Annotated in this window: 20 protein-coding genes; 7 read left to right on the top strand and 13 right to left on the bottom strand. The window is 44.8% G+C overall.

Annotated elements, in window-relative coordinates; genetic code table 11:
• Nucleotides 1–2: 2 nt before the first annotated feature.
• From D0C36_RS13745 to D0C36_RS13755, 3 genes are all read right to left on the bottom strand, one after another.
• Nucleotides 3–899 (bottom strand): NUDIX domain-containing protein, encoded by an 897-nt coding sequence (locus D0C36_RS13745; RefSeq protein WP_117392196.1) that lies wholly within the window; start codon nt 897–899, stop codon nt 3–5.
• An 86-nt stretch (nt 900–985) separates the two neighbouring features.
• Nucleotides 986–1,672, bottom strand: a complete 687-nt coding sequence (locus D0C36_RS13750) for an NUDIX hydrolase (RefSeq protein ID WP_117392197.1) — start codon at nt 1,670–1,672, stop codon at nt 986–988.
• Nucleotides 1,673–1,720: 48 nt separating this feature from the next.
• Nucleotides 1,721–2,683, bottom strand: coding sequence for a GlxA family transcriptional regulator (locus D0C36_RS13755; protein ID WP_117392198.1), 963 nt, complete (start codon nt 2,681–2,683; stop codon nt 1,721–1,723).
• 128 nt (nt 2,684–2,811) lie between these two features.
• On the opposite strand from D0C36_RS13755, the gene D0C36_RS13760 reads away from it, so the two are divergent.
• Together D0C36_RS13760 and D0C36_RS13765 are read left to right on the top strand one after the other, a co-directional pair.
• Nucleotides 2,812–3,423, top strand: coding sequence for a DinB family protein (locus D0C36_RS13760; protein ID WP_117392199.1), 612 nt, complete (start codon nt 2,812–2,814; stop codon nt 3,421–3,423).
• 5 nt (nt 3,424–3,428) lie between these two features.
• Entirely contained in the window at nt 3,429–3,866 is a 438-nt protein-coding gene (locus D0C36_RS13765) for an SRPBCC family protein (protein ID WP_117392200.1), read from the top strand.
• A gap of 2 nt (nt 3,867–3,868) precedes the next feature.
• On the opposite strand, the gene D0C36_RS13770 is transcribed toward D0C36_RS13765, so the two are convergent.
• A complete protein-coding gene (locus D0C36_RS13770) occupies nt 3,869–4,777 on the bottom strand; it encodes a metallophosphoesterase family protein (protein WP_117392201.1) in 909 nt (302 codons plus the stop codon).
• Between the two features lie 95 nt (nt 4,778–4,872).
• Here D0C36_RS13770 and D0C36_RS13775 point away from each other — a divergent pair, with 95 nt between their 5' ends.
• The gene (locus tag D0C36_RS13775) at nt 4,873–6,063 is read left to right on the top strand and encodes a DUF3472 domain-containing protein (protein WP_117392202.1); all 1,191 of its coding nucleotides are present in this window, start codon (nt 4,873–4,875) and stop codon (nt 6,061–6,063) included.
• Nucleotides 6,064–6,066: 3 nt separating this feature from the next.
• On the opposite strand, the gene D0C36_RS13780 is transcribed toward D0C36_RS13775, so the two are convergent.
• Complete coding sequence (locus D0C36_RS13780) at nt 6,067–6,942, bottom strand: LysR substrate-binding domain-containing protein (RefSeq protein WP_117392203.1); 876 nt, start codon at nt 6,940–6,942, stop codon at nt 6,067–6,069.
• A 94-nt stretch (nt 6,943–7,036) separates the two neighbouring features.
• Between D0C36_RS13780 and D0C36_RS13785 the strand changes: the two genes are divergently transcribed.
• Complete coding sequence (locus tag D0C36_RS13785; protein WP_117392204.1) at nt 7,037–8,272, top strand: MFS transporter; 1,236 nt, start codon at nt 7,037–7,039, stop codon at nt 8,270–8,272.
• Nucleotides 8,273–8,373: 101 nt separating this feature from the next.
• Nucleotides 8,374–8,679 carry an HNH endonuclease gene (locus tag D0C36_RS13790; RefSeq protein ID WP_117392205.1) on the top strand — a complete coding sequence of 102 codons (306 nt, stop codon included), beginning with the start codon at nt 8,374–8,376 and terminating at the stop codon, nt 8,677–8,679.
• 54 nt (nt 8,680–8,733) lie between these two features.
• On the opposite strand, the gene D0C36_RS13795 is transcribed toward D0C36_RS13790, so the two are convergent.
• The 3 genes from D0C36_RS13795 to D0C36_RS13805 form a co-directional block, all read right to left on the bottom strand.
• A complete protein-coding gene (locus D0C36_RS13795; protein ID WP_117392206.1) occupies nt 8,734–9,522 on the bottom strand; it encodes a succinate dehydrogenase/fumarate reductase iron-sulfur subunit in 789 nt (262 codons plus the stop codon).
• A 98-nt stretch (nt 9,523–9,620) separates the two neighbouring features.
• Complete coding sequence (locus D0C36_RS13800; protein WP_117392207.1) at nt 9,621–11,555, bottom strand: fumarate reductase/succinate dehydrogenase flavoprotein subunit; 1,935 nt, start codon at nt 11,553–11,555, stop codon at nt 9,621–9,623.
• Between the two features lie 134 nt (nt 11,556–11,689).
• Entirely contained in the window at nt 11,690–12,475 is a 786-nt protein-coding gene (locus D0C36_RS13805) for a succinate dehydrogenase cytochrome b subunit (RefSeq protein ID WP_117392208.1), read from the bottom strand.
• A gap of 291 nt (nt 12,476–12,766) precedes the next feature.
• On the opposite strand from D0C36_RS13805, the gene D0C36_RS13810 reads away from it, so the two are divergent.
• The gene (locus D0C36_RS13810; protein ID WP_199502020.1) at nt 12,767–14,071 is read left to right on the top strand and encodes an amidohydrolase; all 1,305 of its coding nucleotides are present in this window, start codon (nt 12,767–12,769) and stop codon (nt 14,069–14,071) included.
• A 2-nt stretch (nt 14,072–14,073) separates the two neighbouring features.
• The gene (locus D0C36_RS13815; RefSeq protein ID WP_117392209.1) at nt 14,074–14,730 is read left to right on the top strand and encodes a hypothetical protein; all 657 of its coding nucleotides are present in this window, start codon (nt 14,074–14,076) and stop codon (nt 14,728–14,730) included.
• 13 nt (nt 14,731–14,743) lie between these two features.
• On the opposite strand, the gene D0C36_RS13820 is transcribed toward D0C36_RS13815, so the two are convergent.
• From D0C36_RS13820 to D0C36_RS13840, 5 genes are all read right to left on the bottom strand, one after another.
• Complete coding sequence (locus tag D0C36_RS13820) at nt 14,744–15,373, bottom strand: ABC transporter ATP-binding protein (protein WP_117392210.1); 630 nt, start codon at nt 15,371–15,373, stop codon at nt 14,744–14,746.
• Nucleotides 15,374–15,456: 83 nt separating this feature from the next.
• Nucleotides 15,457–16,242, bottom strand: a complete 786-nt coding sequence (gene lpxA, locus D0C36_RS13825; protein WP_117392211.1) for an acyl-ACP--UDP-N-acetylglucosamine O-acyltransferase — start codon at nt 16,240–16,242, stop codon at nt 15,457–15,459.
• A gap of 3 nt (nt 16,243–16,245) precedes the next feature.
• A complete protein-coding gene (locus D0C36_RS13830; RefSeq protein WP_117392212.1) occupies nt 16,246–17,643 on the bottom strand; it encodes a bifunctional UDP-3-O-[3-hydroxymyristoyl] N-acetylglucosamine deacetylase/3-hydroxyacyl-ACP dehydratase in 1,398 nt (465 codons plus the stop codon).
• Between the two features lie 63 nt (nt 17,644–17,706).
• The gene (lpxD, locus tag D0C36_RS13835) at nt 17,707–18,750 is read right to left on the bottom strand and encodes a UDP-3-O-(3-hydroxymyristoyl)glucosamine N-acyltransferase (protein WP_117392213.1); all 1,044 of its coding nucleotides are present in this window, start codon (nt 18,748–18,750) and stop codon (nt 17,707–17,709) included.
• Nucleotides 18,751–18,810: 60 nt separating this feature from the next.
• The gene (locus tag D0C36_RS13840) at nt 18,811–20,037 is read right to left on the bottom strand and encodes an HD domain-containing protein (RefSeq protein ID WP_117392214.1); all 1,227 of its coding nucleotides are present in this window, start codon (nt 20,035–20,037) and stop codon (nt 18,811–18,813) included.
• Between the last annotated feature and the right edge of the window lie 55 nt (nt 20,038–20,092).

Here is a 20,092-nt window from a genome sequence, read left to right on the forward strand (position 1 = left end):
TATTAGTTTTTAAGGTATTTAGTAATAATGGTTTGGAACAGGTGCACATGCTCATCGGTAATATTACCATCAGCCAGCATCTGCGGAAGATCTGCAACTACAAACCATTTCAGGTCAATGATGTCATCATTAGCTGCCGGTTCTCCGCTGATATGATCTGTACTGAAGAGCAGCGTGATGATCTTATCAGCCTCGCTGCGGTAACGCCAATCATTTATTTTGGCTGATGTTTCATAGGTCATGGGGCCAACTTCCATCTCGCCGCACTCTTCCATCAGTTCGCGTTTGGCGGCAACTTCGTAGCTTTCGTCTTCAGGGTCGGCAAAGCCGCCAATAAAGCGCCATTTGCTGCTGTTGGCTTTTTTGCCGAGCAGTATTTCCGTTTTATCATTCCTGAACAAGGCGATATCAACCGTTGGGTAAACCTTGGTGTATTGGTTATAGTAAGCGTACAGGATACCCGCACGAAAATCATTCGAATCAAAAACCTTATCGGCGTATTTCTTGCGCAGTTCGGTGGCATTGTAATCACCATGCTCCGGCAATTCTACTGTTTCAAACCGGCCTGAATAGTATGGGATAAAACTGTCACGGCTGCCGTACAAACAAAAGCTTTCGGTAGGGAAAACGCTTTTCAGCAGGGTATCTATCTGATCAGACCAGGCTTTATCGCTCGGATGATCGCTGATAGGCAGGATGATGGCATCCGGATAATCCTTCTTGATCATTTTCTCGCGGGTGTAATAATCGTAGGGATTTTTACGGGTACCCATTATCGGGCTTACGCCTAACAGGATGATCAGCTTGGCGTGGTCTTTCATCACGGTGCTGATAAGTTGTTTGTGCCCTTCGTGCAGGTAAGGTGACTGGAAGCGGGCAATAATTACTGCTGTTTTCATAGGTTGATTTTTTGCGTTAATTATACGCAAATATAAATATGCGTTTTTATTACGCAAATTATTTTTTACATTTTTTTTAAAATATATTAAAGCTCGAAGTTGATGCCTTGTTTTTGTAACTGAAAGTATTTCTGCTGATTGAAGCGAAAAAGATTACCCGGGCGGCCTGCTCCGCTTAGTTCTTGCTTCTCGGTGGTCTCTTCCAGGAAACCAAATTTGATCACCTTCTTTTTAAAATTCCGGCGATCTATCGGCCTGTCCAGCACGGCCATGTATAGTTTCTCCAGTTCAGAGAATGGGAATTTCTCTTCCAATAACTCAAAGCCTACGGGCTGGTAAAGCATTTTGCTTTTCAATCGTTCATGCGCGGCCTGCAGTATCTCCTGGTGGTCAAAAGCCAGTTGCGGGAGCTTTTTGATCTTGAACCATGCCACATCTGCTGCATCAGTAGCGGCCTGCAATTCAAAGGCATCGGGTTTAACCAAGCCGTAATAGGTGATGGAAATTACCCGGTTGCGCGGATCGCGGCCCGGTTTGCCAAAGCTGTAAAGCTGTTCCAGGTAGTTGATGTTAACGCCGGTCTCTTCTTTAAGCTCGCGTTGCACCGCCTCTTCTAATGATTCATCATCGCCAACCAAACCACCGGGCAAGGCCCAGCTGTTTTTAAAAGGATCGATATTGCGCTTGATAAGCAGTACCGAAAGGCCTTCTTTTGATGTATAACCAAATACCACGGCATCTACGGCTACTTTTATGTTTTGATTAGCAGGCATATCGCAAAGTTATCAATCGGCGTAAGCTTAACAAGATTCGCCTGTTTTTTACGCGGCATCTTTATTATACCGGTTGCGATATTCTAACGGAGACATCCCTGTTATTTTCCTGAACACTTCGCGGAAAGCCTTCTGGTCGGCATAACCCACCTCGTACATCACTTCGTTAATTGTTTTACGGCTGGTTTCAAAAGCTTTTTTAGCGGCTTCTATCTTCACACGCTGGGCATACTCGGTTGGCGTGTTCCCTGTAGCTTTTATAAAACGGCGGTCGAAATTGCGGCGGCCAATGGCGAAGCTCGCTGCCAAGTGTTCAGTTGATATCCTTTCGTCTACCTTGCTTTCAATATACTCCTGGGCTTTTTTCACAATCTCGTCGTTATGTGTTTTTTGCCCCCTGAAAACGATGAATGACGATTGACTTTGCCTGTCGATCTCTATCTGGAAAACTTTGGCGCAGAATATGGCTGTTTCGCGGCCATAATATTTCTCAACCAGGTAAAGTATCAAATTAAGGAAAGAGTATGCACCGCCGTTGGTGTAAATGCCCTGTTCATCGGTTATCAACTGATCGGTTTTAAGATTTACCTTCGGATAGCGCTGCTTCAATTCATCAGCCGCCGACCAATGGGTAGAACAGCTCCTGCCATCCAGTAAGCCCGCCGCGGCCAACAAGTAGGCCCCGGTACAGATACTCGCTATTTCGGCCCCCTGCCGGTATTGGTTGTTTATCCAATCTATCACCTCGTTATTTAGCGCAGCACTTTTTTCATAGTTATGATTAAGCGAAGGGATGATCACCAGATTTGTTCTTTTTATCTCCGATATATGTTTGTGCGGTTTAGCAGTGAATAAGCCGCCATAAAAACCAACTGATTGAGAGATCCCTGCCAGCTCTATCTTGAAAATCTCTTTACGATAAGCATTAGCACGACTAAATATTTTGTAAGCCCCCACAATACTGCTGAGGTTATTTTCGCCGTCGGGAACCAGGATGGTGAGGTGTTTCATAATTTACTGTTTTTCACAAAGATAACGCATTGTTCCTGTCTAAATCAACCCGTCAGGTTGTCTAAATACCACCCGTAAAGGCGCAGGTTTAGTCGATAAATTTGTAGAGTAAACCAAAGTAATACAGTATGAAAACCACCGGTATTTTATTGATCGCCCTAAGTATTATCACCTATAAAAGCAATGCACAAGCTACCCTCACAACAACCGAGCGGGATTATGCCATCAGGTCATTAGCTGAAACCGAAGCAGGGGTATTCGCATCAGTAAAAGATCTGAGCGAAGCCCAGCTGAAGTTTAAAGCATCGGCCGATAAATGGAGCGTTGAAGAATGCGTTAAACACATCGCGACAGCGGAGAAAGCCTTATGGGCAATGGTAGAAGAATCATTGAAAAAACCGGCAAACCCTGATAAACGTGCAGAGATAAAATTTACAGATGCCGATCTGGTCAAAGCTGTAGAAGACCGCTCGCACAGATCTAAAACATTTGCCGCGTTGGAGCCTGCCAACTCAAACTACGACAGTGCCGCAGAAGCCCTGGCCAATTTTAAACAGAACCGCGACAAGTTAATTGCTTTTGTAAAAAACACACAAGATGACCTGCGTAATCATGTATCTGTATTGCCCATTGGTACTTATGATGCCTACCAATTTATCCTGCTGATATCAGCACATAGTAACAGGCATACACAACAAATTGATGGGGTTAAAGCAAACGCTCGTTTCCCTAAGAAATAACAGTTATGGAAGATTTAAAAATATCATTTACTGTACCCCAAACACCATCAGAGGTGTTTGAAGCAGTAACAAACGTACGCGGCTGGTGGTTGGCCACGCTTGATGGTGAATCTGCAGACGTAGGAGACGAGTTTGTTTATCGCCATGGCGATCTGCATTACAGTCGCCACCGTTTAACTGAGGTGGTGCCCGATAAGAAAGTTGTTTGGCTAACTACTGATAGCAGCATCAACTTTGTGGATGATAAAACCGAATGGACGGGTACAACGGTTACTTTTGATATTTTACAAAAAGACGGGCTAACTACTTTAGAATTTACGCACCAGGGGTTAGTACCCCAATTAGAATGCTTTGAAGCCTGTACAGGCGGTTGGCAATATTACATAGATAGCCTGCGGCAATTGATCGTTTCCGGAGAAGGGCATCCGGATAATAAAGCTTAATCTTACTTATCCACCTTCAAGCTATACCCGTCGCTAAAGCTTTTAAAATCGGCGCTTAGCCTGCGCGATAGTATGTTGAGCGTTTCGCCCTGGCGGCTTACTTCAAGGTAATGAAAATCAGGTTTGTAAACAGCGGCAACATCTGCTTGCTGGTTCTCTTTCTTTTTAAGAGGTTGATGTAAACCGCCGCCACCGCCTATCACGAGGAAATTTTTGCCCTGCATTTTAAACTGCTCAAAATTATGCGAATGCCCGGACAGGAATAGCACAGCCTTTTTTGATTTAAGATAAGGTGGTACAAAATTCTCCTTTACCGCATTGGACGGGCTTACGATAGAACTATTGGTATAAGGTGAATGATGGCAGCCTACAATTATGAGCCTGATGGCTGCGTCGGCGTCAAGCGCGTTCAGTTTATCGGCGTACCATTTATTTTGGGTCACTATCTCCTGCACGCTCATCTGCGCAAAATTGGAGTTGAGCAATATCACAGCCACAGAGTCAATCACCTCGGTATAGCCTGATGGGTTATAATCAGGAAAGCGCTTGCGAAAATTGGTGGTGCCTTTTTTGGAATTGAACATCACCTCATGGTTACCCAGGGTAGCATAAACGGGAATAGAATCTTTAACTAACTGGCCAATGTACTTATCGATATTTCGCCAGGCTTTTTTGTTTTTTCCAACCGACACCACATCGCCTAAAATAAAGAATGCTTTTGGGCGCAGCTGATCTACATCGTTAAAGATCATCTTTGTAGCCAGCAGGTTATGGTTGGATTTCAGGAATAGTTTCTCTACCCACATGGGTTCCTGCGTATCGCTGGCGAAGGCGATAACGGGCTTATTTTGTGCAGATAGTGTCAGCACAAAACTTTTCAGGAGAATAAACAGACAGAGAAACTTTCTCATGCTTTTACAAACGCTAAATGTAAAAATTTAGTTTGATGCCTTTATATTGTATCACAGCGTGTTGTGTTAAGATTCTAATAAGTTACTTTTAAGCGATGAAAATATCTGCCTTTTTACTTGTGGCCTGTGCTGCTTCGTTCTTCGCTGTTAATATTGCATCTGCCCAATCAACAGACACTACGCTGCCGCAAAATAGCGCTGTTCCTCAAACGGAAAATGCAGCCCCTTCACAACACATCTTTTTTGATTTTTCTGATGATGCTATTGCGAGAATCCACAAGATAAAGATAACCCGCTCGGCAGATGCGGAATACTTCTCGGTACATAACTTCCGTGGCGGATATGATGGTTTGCAGCAAACACCCGATAAGGATTATGGTGCATCAAATATCCTCATCGCATCACTTTGGGACCCTAACACTGCAAACAAGGTTTTCTCTAAAGTAACTTACGCAGGCAAAGGAACTTTCACCAGCAGGTTTGGTGGCGAGGGCGACGGCTGGAAAACCATAAACTCCTACAAATGGAAATTGAATACATGGTATAACATCGCTATCCGTGCCTGGAAAAACAACGGCGACCTCTACGTTGCCACTTTTATACAGGATATGGGCACGGGCATTTGGTTCCATACCTCAACATTGGCAGAGGTTGATAGAGACGGCTACCTTGGCAAACGCGATGATGCCTTTTTAGAAAACTGGGATGGTACTAATGCAGCCTGGGACGGCCGTTACGTAAGAAAAGCATTTTTTAAAGATTGCTGGAGCCTTACTGAAGGCAACACCTGGGAAAAACACAACCGCCGTTTCTTTAACGCGAACGGCAACGATAAAGCCCGCAATGGCAAATACGACCGCAGCTTTAACGCCGGATACGATGGCGCCGAAGATGCCTATTTTATGCAGCACGGCGGCGATACCAAACCTGCCGAAGCATTTGGTGCCGGCCGCAGGCTTGATCTGCCGGAACAAGCCCAACAAGGCGTTGCGCCAAAAATTGATGTTGGCGCTACCTCAAACGTAACAGCCACCTACACCGCAAAAACCATTAAAATAACCTGGAAAACCGATGCCACAAAAAGTCCGCAGCTTTCATCAAAAGTAGAGATAGTAAGCGCGGCAGGCAAGGTTGTGCAAACCATAGACGAAATACTGCCGGAGAAAAGATCTGCAATAGTAAAAACCCTTTTATTACCCGGCCGATATATAGCAAAGGTTACCGTAACTGATATTTTTAATCAGGTTGGAAAGCCTGTTGAAAAATCTTTTGTGGTGAAGAAGTAACCTTTATGTTCCTGCTTTAAGCAAGATATCATAAAAAGCTTTTACGGCGCGTTTCTCATAAACCTCTTTCATGGAGATGATAGCTGCATGCTGCATTCCTTTCACGGCTTTTATCGGAACAGAGACCAGGCGGGCCGCGTTTTGTACGGTTGTATGGGTAAGTATGGTGTGCCAGTTGCCGGTTTCAATCAAATCTAACAGCGTGGGGATATCGTTTATTTCTACACTAATGCGCGGGGTAAGTTTGTTTTTGGCAAAAACCTCATCAACAAACCGGCGGGTACTGTAGCCTTTGGCAGGTAGCGCCAACTCATGATCCAGTATTTCTTTCAGGCTGATGGTTTTTAGTTTAGCCAGCGGCGATCTTTTCTCTACAATAAAGCCCAGTTCAGAATCAAATAGCGGCTGATGTTTAATATCAGGGCGATGGGTTACTTCCTCAAAGGTCAGTACAAAATCCAACTCAAATTTCTCTAACCTATGGGTAAGCTCCTGCGAGGTACCAAATACCACCTCAAGGTTTATCTGCGGGTATGCTTTATGGAACTTTAAGATAGCCGGCGTAAGGATATGGCGTAAGCCATAAGTGGTACCAATGGATAAGCGCCCGGCATGCAGTCCGTTTATATCTTTCAGCAACTGCAGCCCATCATTAGCCTTACTGAGGGCCTGCAGGGCGTAATCGTAAAACAGGCTTCCGGCTTCGGTAATATACACGTGTTTACCAACACGATTAAAAAGCGGTGTGCCCAGCTCATCTTCTAATTGTTTAATCTGCTGCGAAAGCGTGCTTTGGCTGATAAATAACTGATTAGCGGCTTCTGTAAAGTTCAACAACTCTTTTGCCTTGATGAAATACCGCAATTGCCTTAGTTCCATAATTGATCGGTTTTATCGATTAATATGATAGAAAAATAACGTTTTACAAATTAATCAATCCAGCGGAAATTTGTGGCATAGAAAATAAAATTAGATGAGTGCTTTCCGGTCGTTCAAATACCCCAACTTTAAATTATTCTTTTACGGTCAATCAATTTCTTTATTAGGTACCTGGGTACAAAAAACAGCGGTAATGTGGCTGGTGTACCGTATTACAGGTTCGGCTATGTTGTTAGGTATCGTAGCCTTTGTTAGTCTTATCCCTTCGTTAATCCTTTCCCCTTACACCGGCAGCTTTGTTGACAGGCATAATAAATTCAGCGTGATGAAGCAAACGCAGCTTGCGGCCATGATACAGGCGGGTGCATTAGCGGCTATTGTTCATTTTCAATACTACAATATCTCTATTATCATATTCCTTAGTTTGCTTCAAGGTGTTATTAATGCCTTTGATGTAACCTGCCGGCAATCGTTAATGATAGAACTGGTTGACGACAAGGCCGACCTACCCAACGCCATCGCCCTTAACTCTACCATGACCAATCTGGCGCGATTGATTGGCCCTGCATTGGCAGGCGTTATCTTAAGCACCTTTGGCGAGGACTTTTGTTTCATGAGCAATTTTGCAAGCTACTCGGCCATATTGGTTTGTTTATATAAGATGAAGTTGGATGTAAACATTACCGGGCGCCCCGAAAATAACATTTGGGTAGAGCTTAAAAAAGGCCTGGATTACATTACCACCGAAAAGGAAATACTGGGCCTGCTGATGTTGTGTGCCTGTAGCAGCCTGTTTGCCATTCCTTTCACCACACTGATGCCTGTGTTTGCCAAAGATGTTTTCAAAGGCACATCAGGCACGTTCAGCTTATTTGAGAGTGCGGTAGGTTTGGGATCATTATGCAGTGCAGTATTTATGGCAAGATTAAATGATGTGGATAAACTGATCCGCCTGGTTATTGGCGCAAGCATATTGTTTGCCATCGGCTTGTTAACGGTAGCCGTAGCCCCAACCCAACATTTTGCCATTGTTGGGATGGTAATAGCCGGCGCGGGCATGATGATACAGGTATCGGGCATAAACATGTATATTCAAACACATGCCATACCCACCATGCGTGCACGGGCTATTAGTTATTACATTACGGCCTATTTAGGGGTATCTCCATTGGGTAGTTTGTTGATAGGGTGGTTTGCCGAATATATGTCAACCCGTTACGTAGTAGCGCTGGAAGGTGTACTTTGCCTGTTAGCCGTAGGCGGCTATTGTTTATACCGCTGGCAAATGCAACAGAAGGATGATGTTGTTAAAGGATTAGGAGTGATGTGATAGCTTCCAATATTGCTCTGCGGTAAATTTCATTTTGCTAAAGAGCATTTTTTCCTTTTATTGCTATCTTAGTTATCCTAAGATTTTGACAGCCTAAATCAATGAAAAAGAATGATTTATTTATTCTACTAATTGTATTCGTTATTGCGGGAGTAAAACGTTTGCTATTTGAGATTAAACGCAAGCGTCGTCGAGACTATTATAGAAATGTCTACCTTAAATCTGAAGAATGGCAACGAAAGCGGCATGTTGTGCTAAAACGCGACAGCTGGCGTTGTGTTTACTGTGGTGCACGTGCTACTGAAGTGCACCATAAAAAATACGCTAAAAGAAATATTGGGAGAGAACCAATTAAATGGTTAGTATCAGTATGCTATAATTGTCATAACAGCTTACACCATCAATAAAAAAGCCTTTCAGATTTCTCTGAGAGGCTTTTTTATTTTATAAGCAAGCGGCAATTAACCGTTGCCGCCACCGTCATGTGTATGTTCTTCGCGGAATAGCTCGGCGCTGAAGAAATCATTGTTCATGCGGCTGATGTTCATCAGGGTGATCTCTTTAGGGCACTCGGCTTCGCAGGCACCAGTGTTGGTACAGTTACCAAAACCTTCTTCGTCCATTTGGTTAACCATTGCCTGCACACGGCTCCAACGCTCTGGCTGGCCTTGCGGTAATAAGCCCAACTGGGTTATCTTAGCAGAGGTGAACAACATTGCAGATGCATTTTTACATGCAGCAACGCAGGCACCACAACCAATACAAGTTGCAGAGTTGAAAGCCTCATCAGCAATTACCTTAGGGATAAGGGTTGAGTTAGCATCGGGCACACCGCCGGTATTTACCGAGATGAAACCACCGGCCTGCTGTATACGGTCAAACGCCGAACGGTCTGTAGCCAAATCCTTAACAATAGGGAAGGCTGCAGAGCGCCAAGGCTCAATGGTAATGGTTTCGCCATCGCTAAAGCTGCGCATGTGCAGCTGGCAGGTGGTGATAGCGCGTTTTGGACCATGCGGGCGGCCGTTGATGTACAACGAACACATACCGCAAATACCTTCGCGGCAATCATGGTCAAAGTGGATAGGGTCTTCCTGTTTCTTGATCAGGCTTTCGTTCACCACGTCAAGCATTTCCAGGAACGACATATCAGGCGATATCCCTTCGGCTTTATAGGTCACAAACTTACCCGCAGTTTGTGTATTTTTTTGGCGCCATACTTTCAGCGTCAGGTTCATGTGTCCGCTCATACTATTGAGATTGGAGTCTTAAGTCCGAAGTCCGGAGTCTTAAGTCTGAAGTCAGCTATTGACTCAAGACTTAAGGCTTTGGACTTCAGACCTGGAACTTATTTATAAGATCGTTGTGTTAACTTAACATTTTCAAATACCAGCTCTTCTTTGTGCAGCTCTTCTTCCTGGTTTTCACCTTTAAATTCCCAGGCTGCAACAAATGCGTAGTGCTCGTCATCGCGCAGGGCTTCACCTTCTTCAGTTTGCGATTCCAAACGGAAGTGGCCACCACATGATTCGCGGCGCATTAATGCGTCGGTAACCATCAGTTCGCCCAGTTCAATGAAGTCGGCAACACGGCCGGCACGCTCAAGCGAAAGGTTAAACTCTTCGTTCTCGCCTACTACTAAAGCATTTTTCCAGAAGTCAGCTTTCAGTTCTTTGATCATCGCTTTCGCTTTGGTCAGGCCTTCTTCGGTACGCGCCATACCACAGTACTCCCACATAATGTGGCCAAGTTCGCGGTGGTATTCAACAACTGTTTTGGTGCCTTTAAGCGCCAGCAATTTGTTCACGTTATCAATTACATCCTGTTTGGTTTGCGCAAAAGCAGGGTGGTTGGTATCAACCGGTTTAGGGCCTATGGTAGCCAGGTAATCACCTAAAGTGTAAGGGATAACAAAGTAACCATCAGATAAACCCTGCATCAAAGCAGAAGCACCCAGGCGGTTAGCACCGTGGTCGCTGAAGTTACACTCGCCCAGGGCGTATAAACCTTTTACGTTAGTGCTCAGGTTATAATCAACCCAAAGGCCACCCATTGTATAGTGAACTGCTGGGTAAATACGCATTGGTTGTTTGTATGGGTTCTCATCAGTTATCTGATAGTACATATCAAACAAGTTACCATATTTAGCACGTACGGTATCTTCGCCCATGCGGCTTATCGCGTCGGCAAAGTCAAGGTAAACGGCTAAGCCAGATGTACCAACACCGCGGCCTTCGTCAGACATTTCCTTAGCGTTACGTGAAGCCACGTCGCGCGGAACCAAGTTACCGAATGATGGGTATTTACGCTCAAGAAAATAATCGCGGTCTTCTTCTTTCACCTGTGCAGCTGTGATCTCCTTCTTGCGAAGTTTCTCTGCTGTTTCAACAGTTTTTGGTGCCCAAACACGACCATCGTTACGTAACGACTCAGACATCAGCGTAAGCTTGCTCTGGTGGTCGCCGGTAACCGGGATACAAGTTGGGTGAATTTGTGTATAACAAGGGTTAGCAAAGTAAGCACCACGTTTGTGGGCTCTCCATGCTGCCGTTACGTTTGACCCGATAGCGTTTGTTGAAAGGTAGAACACGTTACCGTAACCACCAGTACATAATAATACTGCATGACCGGCATGTGTATCAATATCACCTGTAATTAGGTTACGGGTAACAATACCTTTTGCATGGCCATCAACCATTACCACGTCAAGCATTTCATGACGGGTATAAACTTTTACTTTACCCAGGTTGATCTGGCGGTTAAGTGCCGAGTAAGCACCCAGCAATAATTGCTGACCAGTTTGACCACGAGCATAGAACGTACGCGATACCTGCGAACCACCGAATGAGCGGTTATCTAATAAGCCGCCGTATTCGCGAGCAAATGGTACGCCTTGCGCAACACACTGGTCAATAATATTTACAGATACCTCTGCCAAACGGTGTACGTTAGCTTCGCGGGCGCGGTAATCGCCACCTTTAATGGTATCGTAGAATAAACGGTAAACGCTGTCACCATCGTTCTGATAATTTTTAGCGGCGTTGATACCACCCTGTGCAGCAATTGAGTGTGCACGGCGTGGGCTATCCTGGAAACAGAAAGCCGTAACGTTGTAACCCAGCTCGGCCAATGATGCCGCAGCTGATGCGCCGGCCAAACCGGTACCCACCACAATAACGTTGTATTTACGCTTGTTGGCAGGGTTAACCAGCTTTAAGTTAAATTTATGCTTGCTCCATTTTTCGGCTAATGGCCCCTGCGGAATGTTAGCATTTAAACTCATTTCTTTTTATTTAGAGAGGATAGGATCAAGAGACAATAATCAGGAGTTAAGATTGATCGATGTTCTCTGTTTACTATCCTTTTTGTTTCTATTCAGTTTACTAATTCTTGGTTCCTGATTCTTATATCCTGAATCTATTTGCTCAGACTTTGGAAATAATAAACAATTGGCATAGCGGCAAAAAGCAACGGTATAATAACCGCGAAAAGCCATGTACCGATAAATGACACAATGCCATCGTATTTTTTGTGAACCCAGCCAAGCGTTTTAAACGCGCTTTGGAAACCGTGCAGCAGGTGGAATGATACTGCGCCCATTGCTATCACATAAAACACAACATACCAAAGGTGGCTAAAGCTCCACTGGATGCGTGTGTGCAGGTCTTTTACACGAACAATCTCTACGTTATTTTCGGTAGATATTGATCTCTCGAAACCGGCAACCTCGGGTTTGTAGTCGGCAACAGTAGTTTCGTTAGTTGCCAGGTTGGTACGGTATTCTTTAAAACCGATAGTTTCCTGGTACTTGTAGTTAAACCAGAAATCGCCCATGTGGATAACGATGAACAACAACAGGATAGAACCCAGGATGCCCATGTTTCTTGACGACCAAGAAGTTGGCGACTTTGATTGCACCGCATAACCTACCGGCCTTGCCTTGCGGTTTTTAATGGTTAACACCAATGCATAAACGGCGTGAATAATAATGCATAGGTAAAGGATCCATGCAACAACTTCAATTGGCGGAAAATGCGTTAAGAAGTTAGCATAGCTGTTAAATGCAAAACCATCATCGTGTTTAAACAGTAATAAGTTACCGCCAACGTGTACGATGAGGAAGGTACATAGAAACAAGCCTGTTAAAGCCATGATAAGCTTTTTTCCCAGCGAGGAGTTAAAGGTTTGTTTAAATTCGCTCATTATAGATCAGATTTATTTTCCCGCAAAAGTATTTATTAAAAGCCAAAAGATATAAATGGTTTCGGCTTAAAACAGGTATAATAGCTATTTAGAAACAATCTAAATTTCGTCATCAAAAAGTAAGCTTTAAAGGCTTATCCACAGATTGGTTCACATTGTTGATTTCGGAGCTTTCATAAAACGGTTGAGAAGCGATACCTAACGCTTGTTCTATCAACAGCAGCAGACGTGATGTATCGCTTCTCAACAGCTACGGATTTTATTATATTAGCTATACCAACACCCCTCATCATGAAAAAACTGTTGCTGTTATCCCTTACTGCAATTGGTTTGCCTGCTTTCGCGCAGGTCAACCTAAAATCACAAGCGGCCAAAAAAGCCGATGCTTTGGAGCAAAAAGTGATAGCCTGGCGGCGCGATTTTCATGAACACCCCGAGCTGGGCAACCGCGAGGTGCGCACATCGGGCATTATTGCCAAACATCTTCAATCATTAGGCATAGAGGTACAAACCGGCGTGGCCACAACGGGCGTAGTTGGTCTGTTAAAAGGCGGCCATCCCGGCCCCGTGGTGGCACTGCGTGCAGATATGGATGGCCTGCCGGTAACCGAACGCGTTAACCTGCCCTTTGCATCAAAAGTAAAAACACAATATAACGGGCAAGATGTGGGCACCATGCACGCCTGCGGCCACGATTCGCACATGGCTATCCTAATGGGTGTGGCAGAAATACTTTCCGGCATGAAGAAAGACCTTCATGGCACTGTGAAATTTATTTTCCAACCTGCAGAAGAAGGGGCGCCTGCAGGAGAAAAAGGCGGCGCTGAGCAAATGGTTAAAGAGGGCGTGCTGCAAAACCCAAAGGTTGATGCCATATTCGGTCTGCATATATCATCAGCAGTTGAGGTGGGCAAGCTTACTTACCGCCCGGGCGGTACCATGGCAGGCGTGAATGATCTGAAGATAGTAGTAAAGGGGAAATCGGCCCATGGCGCTTACCCATGGCAGAGTGTAGACCCGGTTGTAGTTTCGGCGCAGATCATCAGTTCGCTACAAACCATTGTAAGCCGCAATGTGAACATAACAGAGAACCCTGCCGTAGTTACCATAGGTGCTATAAAAGGCGGTACACGCTTTAACATCATCCCCGAGAGTGTGGAGATGCTGGGCACGCTTCGTTTTTTTACCCCTGCGGATGAGAAACTGGTAACAGAGAACGTTAAACGTATTGCCATCAAAACCGCCGAAGCCTTTGGCGCAACCGCTGAAGTTTGGGCACCCTACACCAACCACTATCCCGTAACATTCAATAATGTGGTGCTTACCCAAAAAATGCTGCCTACCCTGCAGGAGACGGCAGGTAAAAGCAACGTTTTGCTGGTACCACCGGTAACCGGCGCCGAAGATTTCAGTTTTTACCAGGAAAAAGTGCCCGGCCTGTTCTTCTTTTTAGGCGGCATGCCCAAAGGCGGCATTGGCTTAACTGCACCATCGCACCATACCCCCGATTTTTATATCGACGAAAGCGGCTTTACCCTCGGCGTAAAAACTTTGTGTAATTTAACACTCGATTATATGGCCACAAACGGCAAATAACCATGGCAGAAACCTTTATCACTTACCGCAAATTTAATGACCCGGCACTTGCCGGTCAACTCGCAGAAACCCTTAGTCAGCACAAAATTGATTATCTGGTTGAGCAAGATAAGCTTTCCTTTAATCCAACTTTTTATAACGATGCCGCTGAAACCGAATATCTTGTTAAGCTAAAGCCTGCTGATTTTGAACGCGTAAATACGCTTTTGAATGATATTGAAGCCGACCAGCTTAATGACGTTGACCCAGACCATTATCTCTTTAAATTCAGCAACGAGGAACTCACAGACCTTATTGCCAAACGCGATGAGTGGAGCAGTTACGATTATTTGTTGGCTAAAAAGATCCTAAAAGACAGAGGTGTAGAACTTGATGAAGAGCGCCTGTCGCAAATGGAAGAGCAACGTATAAACGAATTGAAGACAACCGAAAAGCCGCAGACATTCTGGATTGTGATCGGGTATTTTTTTGCGTTACTCGGTGGCATCATTGGCATATTTATAGGCTGGCATTTATCTACCTATAAAAGAACATTACCAAATGGAGAACGCGTGTTTGTGTACCGGGAAGCCGACAGAAAACAGGGCCTTATTATCTTTTACCTCGGCATTACGTTAATTATTCTGTCCTTAATTTTAAGAATGATAACGGCGAGATAATACTTTAGCCGTGTTATACCGCTTGTTTCTTATAATCAGCAATACTTAATGTATGGTTACAGAAACTATACTCATGCTCCTGGTTTGAGCAGATGATGGTTAACCTGCCCGCGCTGTATTGTTCTATCAGGCTCAGATACCAGTCTATCCCCTGGTTATCGAGGTTTGATGTTGGTTCATCAAGCATTAGCATGGGGGTGTCAGCGCAAAAAGCCAGGGCCAATTTTAAACGCTGTTTCATCCCCGATGAAAAGTAACGGATCAATTTGTTGTTGCTGCCCTGCAGGTTCAGGATACTGGCAACCGCCTGTTTATCCATGCCCGGGCGGTATTTTTTGAATTTGAAGTGAAAGTCTATCATCTCCGTAAGGGAGAAATCCTCTATCACTTCCAGGTAAGGCGCGGCAAGGCTCAGGTAATTGAAAACATTCTCCGGCTCAATATCCGCACCGGTGTTACTGTATTTGATTGTTCCTGCCGACGGATTGAGGCTGCCGTTAAGCACCTGCAGCAATGTAGATTTACCCGAACCGTTCGATCCCAAAATGGCATAGCTGTTCTGCTCCTCAAAGGTATAATCAATACCCCTAAAAATCCATTCGCGGTTAAACCGCCGGCCTATGTTTTGGAGAGTAATTTTCAATAGTTGATAGTTAATAGTTCATAGTTCATGGTGCGGAGCCGGAGTTTAACTATTTGCTATGAACCATGAACTATCAACTCTTATTACACCGCCCCAAAACCTTTCATGATACCGCGTTGCGAGTTCTGCACAAAGTTGATGATCTCGTCGCGCTCAACGGTTGGGTTAAACTGGGCCTCGATGATATCAAGGGCCTTGGTGATGTTGTATTTTTTAAGGAATATGATACGGTAAATTTCCTGAATCTCGTTGATGGTTTCGGCACTGAAACCACGGCGGCGCAAACCAACCGAGTTGATACCGATGTAAGACAAAGGCTCGCGGCCTGCCTTAGTGAACGGCGGCACATCTTTACGTACCAGTGAACCACCAGAGATCATGGCATGTGCACCTATCTCAACAAACTGGTGCACGGCTGATGTGCCCCCAATGAAAGCATAATCGTACACATTGATGTGGCCGGCCAGCTGCACAGCGTTGGCAATAATCACATTGTTACCTATCACACAATCGTGTGCTACGTGGGTGTAGGCCATCAGCAAGCAATTCTCACCAATGGTAGTAGTATTTTTATCGAGCGCGGTACCGCGGTTAAGAGTTACGCATTCGCGGATAACAGTATTATCACCAATGGTAACGGTACTGGCCTCGCCTTTATACTTAAGATCCTGTGGTGGTGCAGATACAACAGCACCCGGAAAAATGCGACAGTTTTTACCAATGCGCGCACCATCCATAATTACCGAGTTTGATCCTATCCATGAACCTTCGCCTATCTCAACATCCTTGTGGATGGTTACAAACGGCTCGATCACCACATTATCGGCAATTTTTGCCTGTGGGTGTATGTATGCTAAAGGTTGTATCATGCTTTATTTGTATTTAACTATTTGTGCCATCAGCTCGGCTTCAACCACAATTTTCTCACCCACCATACCAATACCTTTCATCTGCGCAATACCACGGCGGATAGGCGCAACCAGGTCACAACGGAATATTAACGTATCGCCCGGTAAAACCTTATCCTTAAACCTTGCATTTTCTATTTTAAGGAACAATGTAAGGTAGTTTTCGGGATCAGGAACGGTGTTTAATACCAAAATACCGCCTGTTTGTGCCATAGCCTCAATCTGCAATACGCCCGGCATTACCGGTGCACCAGGGAAGTGGCCCACAAAGAAAGGTTCGTTCATGGTAACGGCTTTTAAGCCTACCACATGGGTTTTAGTAAGTTCTAAAATCTTATCGATAAGCAGCAACGGCGGGCGGTGCGGCAATATCTCCATGATCTGTACGGTATCGTAAACCGGTTTCATGTTTGGATCGTAAACCTTAACATGTTTGCGGCTACGCTCTTTCTTAATAAGCGCTTTAATTTTTTTAGCAAAAGCTACGTTAGCTGCATGGCCCGGGCGGGCAGCCATAATATGGCCTTTCAACGGAACGCCAACCAGTGCAAGGTCGCCTATCATATCCAGCAATTTGTGGCGTGCAGGCTCGTTCTGGTGGCGCAGCTCAATATTGTTCAGAATACCCTGAGGGGCAACGTTGATATCCTTACGGTTAAACAGTTTAGCCAGGTGATCTAACTCTTCCTGGTCAACATCTTTATCAACAACAACAATAGCGTTGTTCAGGTCACCGCCTTTTATCAGATCATGCTTTACCAGCATTTCCAACTCATGCAGGAAACAGAATGTACGGCTTGATGCGATCTCTTTTTTAAACTCTTTTAAGCTGGAGATAGTAGCATGCTGGCTACCCAATACCTGCGAGTTGTAATCAACCATACAGGTAAAGCGGTAATCATCATCCAAAGGCATGGCTACCATATCCACCTTACGGTCGGTTTCAGAATAGTGAATGTTGTATGGGATGTGGTAGTATTCGCGGTCAGCTTCCTGTTCAACAAAACCTGTTTCTTCAATAGCGTTAATAAACTGGATAGAACTACCATCCATGATAGGCGTTTCCTGTGCATCCATATCAATCAGCACGTTGTCTATCTCTAAACCAACCAAAGCTGCCAATACGTGTTCAACAGTGCTAACGCTTGCGCCATTTTGGGTAAGCGTAGTACCACGCGAGGTATCAGTCACGTTATCGCAATCAGCATCAATTATGGGCTGACCCGGTAAATCTACACGACGGAATTTATACCCGTGCTTCTCCGGCGCAGGATTAAAGGTCATGGTAACGTTTTGGCCTGTGTGTAAACCAACACCAGATATAGATACCGGTGCTTTGATAGTTCTTTGTTTTACGTTCATTTTATATTGCTCATTCGTTCATTGGTTCATTAGTTCATTGGTTGGGATACCGCAGAGCCTGAATTACTGAACATCTTTTTTTAAGTCTTTTATAATATTCTCAAGTTCGCGTACGCGTTGCTCCAGATCAGGTAAGCGCCTGATGTTGACATGGGCACGCAGGTAATCTTTATATGGCAAATATGGTGTGCCGCCCCATTGTTTATCCGCTTCTTTAATAGAACTGTTCACACCCGTTTGTGCACCAAACTGGCTGCCATCGGCAATAGTAAGGTGACCGGCAAAACCCACCTGGCCGCCTACAACAACCCTTGCGCCAATTTTGGTACTGCCCGATATGCCCGACTGTGCCGCAATAACCGTATTGTTACCTACCTCGGCATTGTGCGCCACCTGCACCAGGTTATCTATTTTAGCACCCTTGCGGATAACTGTCGAACCCATAGTGGCGCGGTCAATTGTGGCATTTGAGCCTATCTCTACATCGTCCTCTATAATCACGTTGCCTATCTGAGCAATTTTGGTGTAGCTGCCATCTGCATTAGGGGCAAAGCCAAAGCCATCGCTGCCGATAATAGCACCGGAGTGGATAGTTACATTGCTGCCAATAACACAATCAAAATACACCACCACACCGGGGAATAGTGTAACGTTATCGCCAAGGGTAACATTATCTGCTATGTAGCAGTTAGGGTATACCTTGCAGTTATTGCCCAGCTTAACATCCTGCCCTATGTAAGCAAAAGCACCAACGTAGGCGTTCTCACCCAGTTTAGCTGTCTCGTGGATAAAGCTTGGCTGCTCAATACCTTCTTTATAAAGTTTAAAAGTATTGTATTTCTCCAACAGCAGGGTAAACGCGCTGTAAGCATTCTCCACCCTTATTAAAGTTGAATTAACCGGAGCCGTAAGCTGCTGGCTATTGTTCACTATAACAATAGATGCGTTTGTAGTATACAAAAACTGCTCGTACTTGGGGTTAGCCAAAAACGAAAGGGAGCCTTGTTGGGCTTCCTCTATCTTGGCCAGCTGATTAACGGCAACCAACGCGTCGCCTTCAACTGTGCCGTTTAGCAGCATTGCTATATCTTTGGCAGTAAATTGCATCGTGCAAAGTTAAATGTTAATACTAAAGCAACAAATTATTAAGTTTTAGCATAATACGTTTCAAACCAGGTCTTTGGTGTAACACAGTATGTGTTTTTTTACCGTTTTTGATAATGCCTCGAGGTTTGAGTTGTCGCTGGCCAGTGTAATATCAATAATACTGCCGTCTTTCTTCAGGATGTGGATACTACCGTCTCCCTTATTATATGCATTGTTTCTGATGCTATCTGTAAATACAAAAAACGACGCCTCGTGCTCGCTGATGCCGTATTTCTGCACTGCTTTCTGCGTAAGTTCCTTCACAAAGTTCTCGTCAGGGTTTTCTGATGTAATATCTGTGTGGTACAGGCTACGATTAATAAACCTGTTGCACAGGGTAGATAATACCCAATCGCTGCTGCCTTCCCAGATCTTAACGGCGGCCATTACGTCGGTATCGTCCAATTTGGCAAAAACTTCCAAATGGGCCGGGTTAGCCATAAACTCGGCTCGGTTAATCTCCGTATCAAGGAAATAACTTAATGCCGGAGTAAGCGGGAAACGCGTACCAGCCAATGCCAGTTCACGGGCGCGGCAAAAGATCTTGCAAAGCAATTGCTCGGCCGAGATAACCGTTTTATGCAGATAAACCTGCCAGTACATCAAACGGCGGGCAATCAGGAATTTCTCTATCGAATAAATACCTTTCTCCTCAACCACTACCATATCGTTCTTCACGGTAAGCATTTTGATGATACGGTCTGAACTGATCACACCTTCTGATACACCGGTAAAAAAACTGTCGCGGTTTAAGTAATCCATCCTGTCCATATCCAGTTGGCTGCTCACCAGTTGATGCAGGAATTTCTTATGATACTCGCCCCTAAAGATGCTTATCGCCAGATCCAGCTTACCTTCAAACTCCTGATTCAGCTTATCCATCAAAAGGATAGAGATATCCTCGTGGCTTATCTCTTCAACAATGGTATGCTCCAACGCGTGTGAGAACGGGCCGTGGCCGATATCATGCAAAAGTATGGCGATGATGAGGCCCTCTTTTTCTTCGGGCGTTATTTCCTGCCCTTTGCTGCACAGGGTTTCAATAGCCAGGCCCATCAGGTGCATGGCACCCAGCGCGTGGTGAAAACGGGTATGCAAAGCGCCGGGGTAAACCAGGTGCGTCATGCCTACCTGTTTAATATAACGCAGGCGCTGAAAGTAGGGGTGATCTATAAGGTCGTAAACCAACTCTGTTGGGATGGTTATGAAACCGTAAACGGGGTCGTTTATTATTTTCTTTTTATTCAAAGGAATATTATTCTGGCTGCAAAGGTGGCTAAATATGACAAAACACGCACTGTGT

Source organism: Mucilaginibacter conchicola (assembly GCF_003432115.1).
Lineage (GTDB): Bacteria > Bacteroidota > Bacteroidia > Sphingobacteriales > Sphingobacteriaceae > Mucilaginibacter > Mucilaginibacter conchicola.

What these genes read in the sequence shown, in the direction of transcription:
- D0C36_RS13765 (WP_117392200.1), top strand. Translation starts at nt 3,429, where the DNA reads ATGGAAGATTTAAAAATATCATTTACTGTACCCCAAACACCATCAGAG.
- D0C36_RS13830 (WP_117392212.1), bottom strand. Translation starts at nt 17,643, where the DNA reads ATGAACGTAAAACAAAGAACTATCAAAGCACCGGTATCTATATCTGGT.
- D0C36_RS13770 (WP_117392201.1), bottom strand. Translation starts at nt 4,777, where the DNA reads ATGAGAAAGTTTCTCTGTCTGTTTATTCTCCTGAAAAGTTTTGTGCTG.
- D0C36_RS13775 (WP_117392202.1), top strand. Translation starts at nt 4,873, where the DNA reads ATGAAAATATCTGCCTTTTTACTTGTGGCCTGTGCTGCTTCGTTCTTC.
- D0C36_RS13805 (WP_117392208.1), bottom strand. Translation starts at nt 12,475, where the DNA reads ATGAGCGAATTTAAACAAACCTTTAACTCCTCGCTGGGAAAAAAGCTT.
- D0C36_RS13800 (WP_117392207.1), bottom strand. Translation starts at nt 11,555, where the DNA reads ATGAGTTTAAATGCTAACATTCCGCAGGGGCCATTAGCCGAAAAATGG.
- lpxD (WP_117392213.1), bottom strand. Translation starts at nt 18,750, where the DNA reads ATGCAATTTACTGCCAAAGATATAGCAATGCTGCTAAACGGCACAGTT.
- D0C36_RS13810 (WP_199502020.1), top strand. Translation starts at nt 12,767, where the DNA reads ATGAAAAAACTGTTGCTGTTATCCCTTACTGCAATTGGTTTGCCTGCT.
- D0C36_RS13780 (WP_117392203.1), bottom strand. Translation starts at nt 6,942, where the DNA reads ATGGAACTAAGGCAATTGCGGTATTTCATCAAGGCAAAAGAGTTGTTG.
- lpxA (WP_117392211.1), bottom strand. Translation starts at nt 16,242, where the DNA reads ATGATACAACCTTTAGCATACATACACCCACAGGCAAAAATTGCCGAT.
- D0C36_RS13790 (WP_117392205.1), top strand. Translation starts at nt 8,374, where the DNA reads ATGAAAAAGAATGATTTATTTATTCTACTAATTGTATTCGTTATTGCG.
- D0C36_RS13785 (WP_117392204.1), top strand. Translation starts at nt 7,037, where the DNA reads ATGAGTGCTTTCCGGTCGTTCAAATACCCCAACTTTAAATTATTCTTT.
- D0C36_RS13750 (WP_117392197.1), bottom strand. Translation starts at nt 1,672, where the DNA reads ATGCCTGCTAATCAAAACATAAAAGTAGCCGTAGATGCCGTGGTATTT.
- D0C36_RS13745 (WP_117392196.1), bottom strand. Translation starts at nt 899, where the DNA reads ATGAAAACAGCAGTAATTATTGCCCGCTTCCAGTCACCTTACCTGCAC.
- D0C36_RS13815 (WP_117392209.1), top strand. Translation starts at nt 14,074, where the DNA reads ATGGCAGAAACCTTTATCACTTACCGCAAATTTAATGACCCGGCACTT.
- D0C36_RS13755 (WP_117392198.1), bottom strand. Translation starts at nt 2,683, where the DNA reads ATGAAACACCTCACCATCCTGGTTCCCGACGGCGAAAATAACCTCAGC.
- D0C36_RS13795 (WP_117392206.1), bottom strand. Translation starts at nt 9,522, where the DNA reads ATGAGCGGACACATGAACCTGACGCTGAAAGTATGGCGCCAAAAAAAT.
- D0C36_RS13760 (WP_117392199.1), top strand. Translation starts at nt 2,812, where the DNA reads ATGAAAACCACCGGTATTTTATTGATCGCCCTAAGTATTATCACCTAT.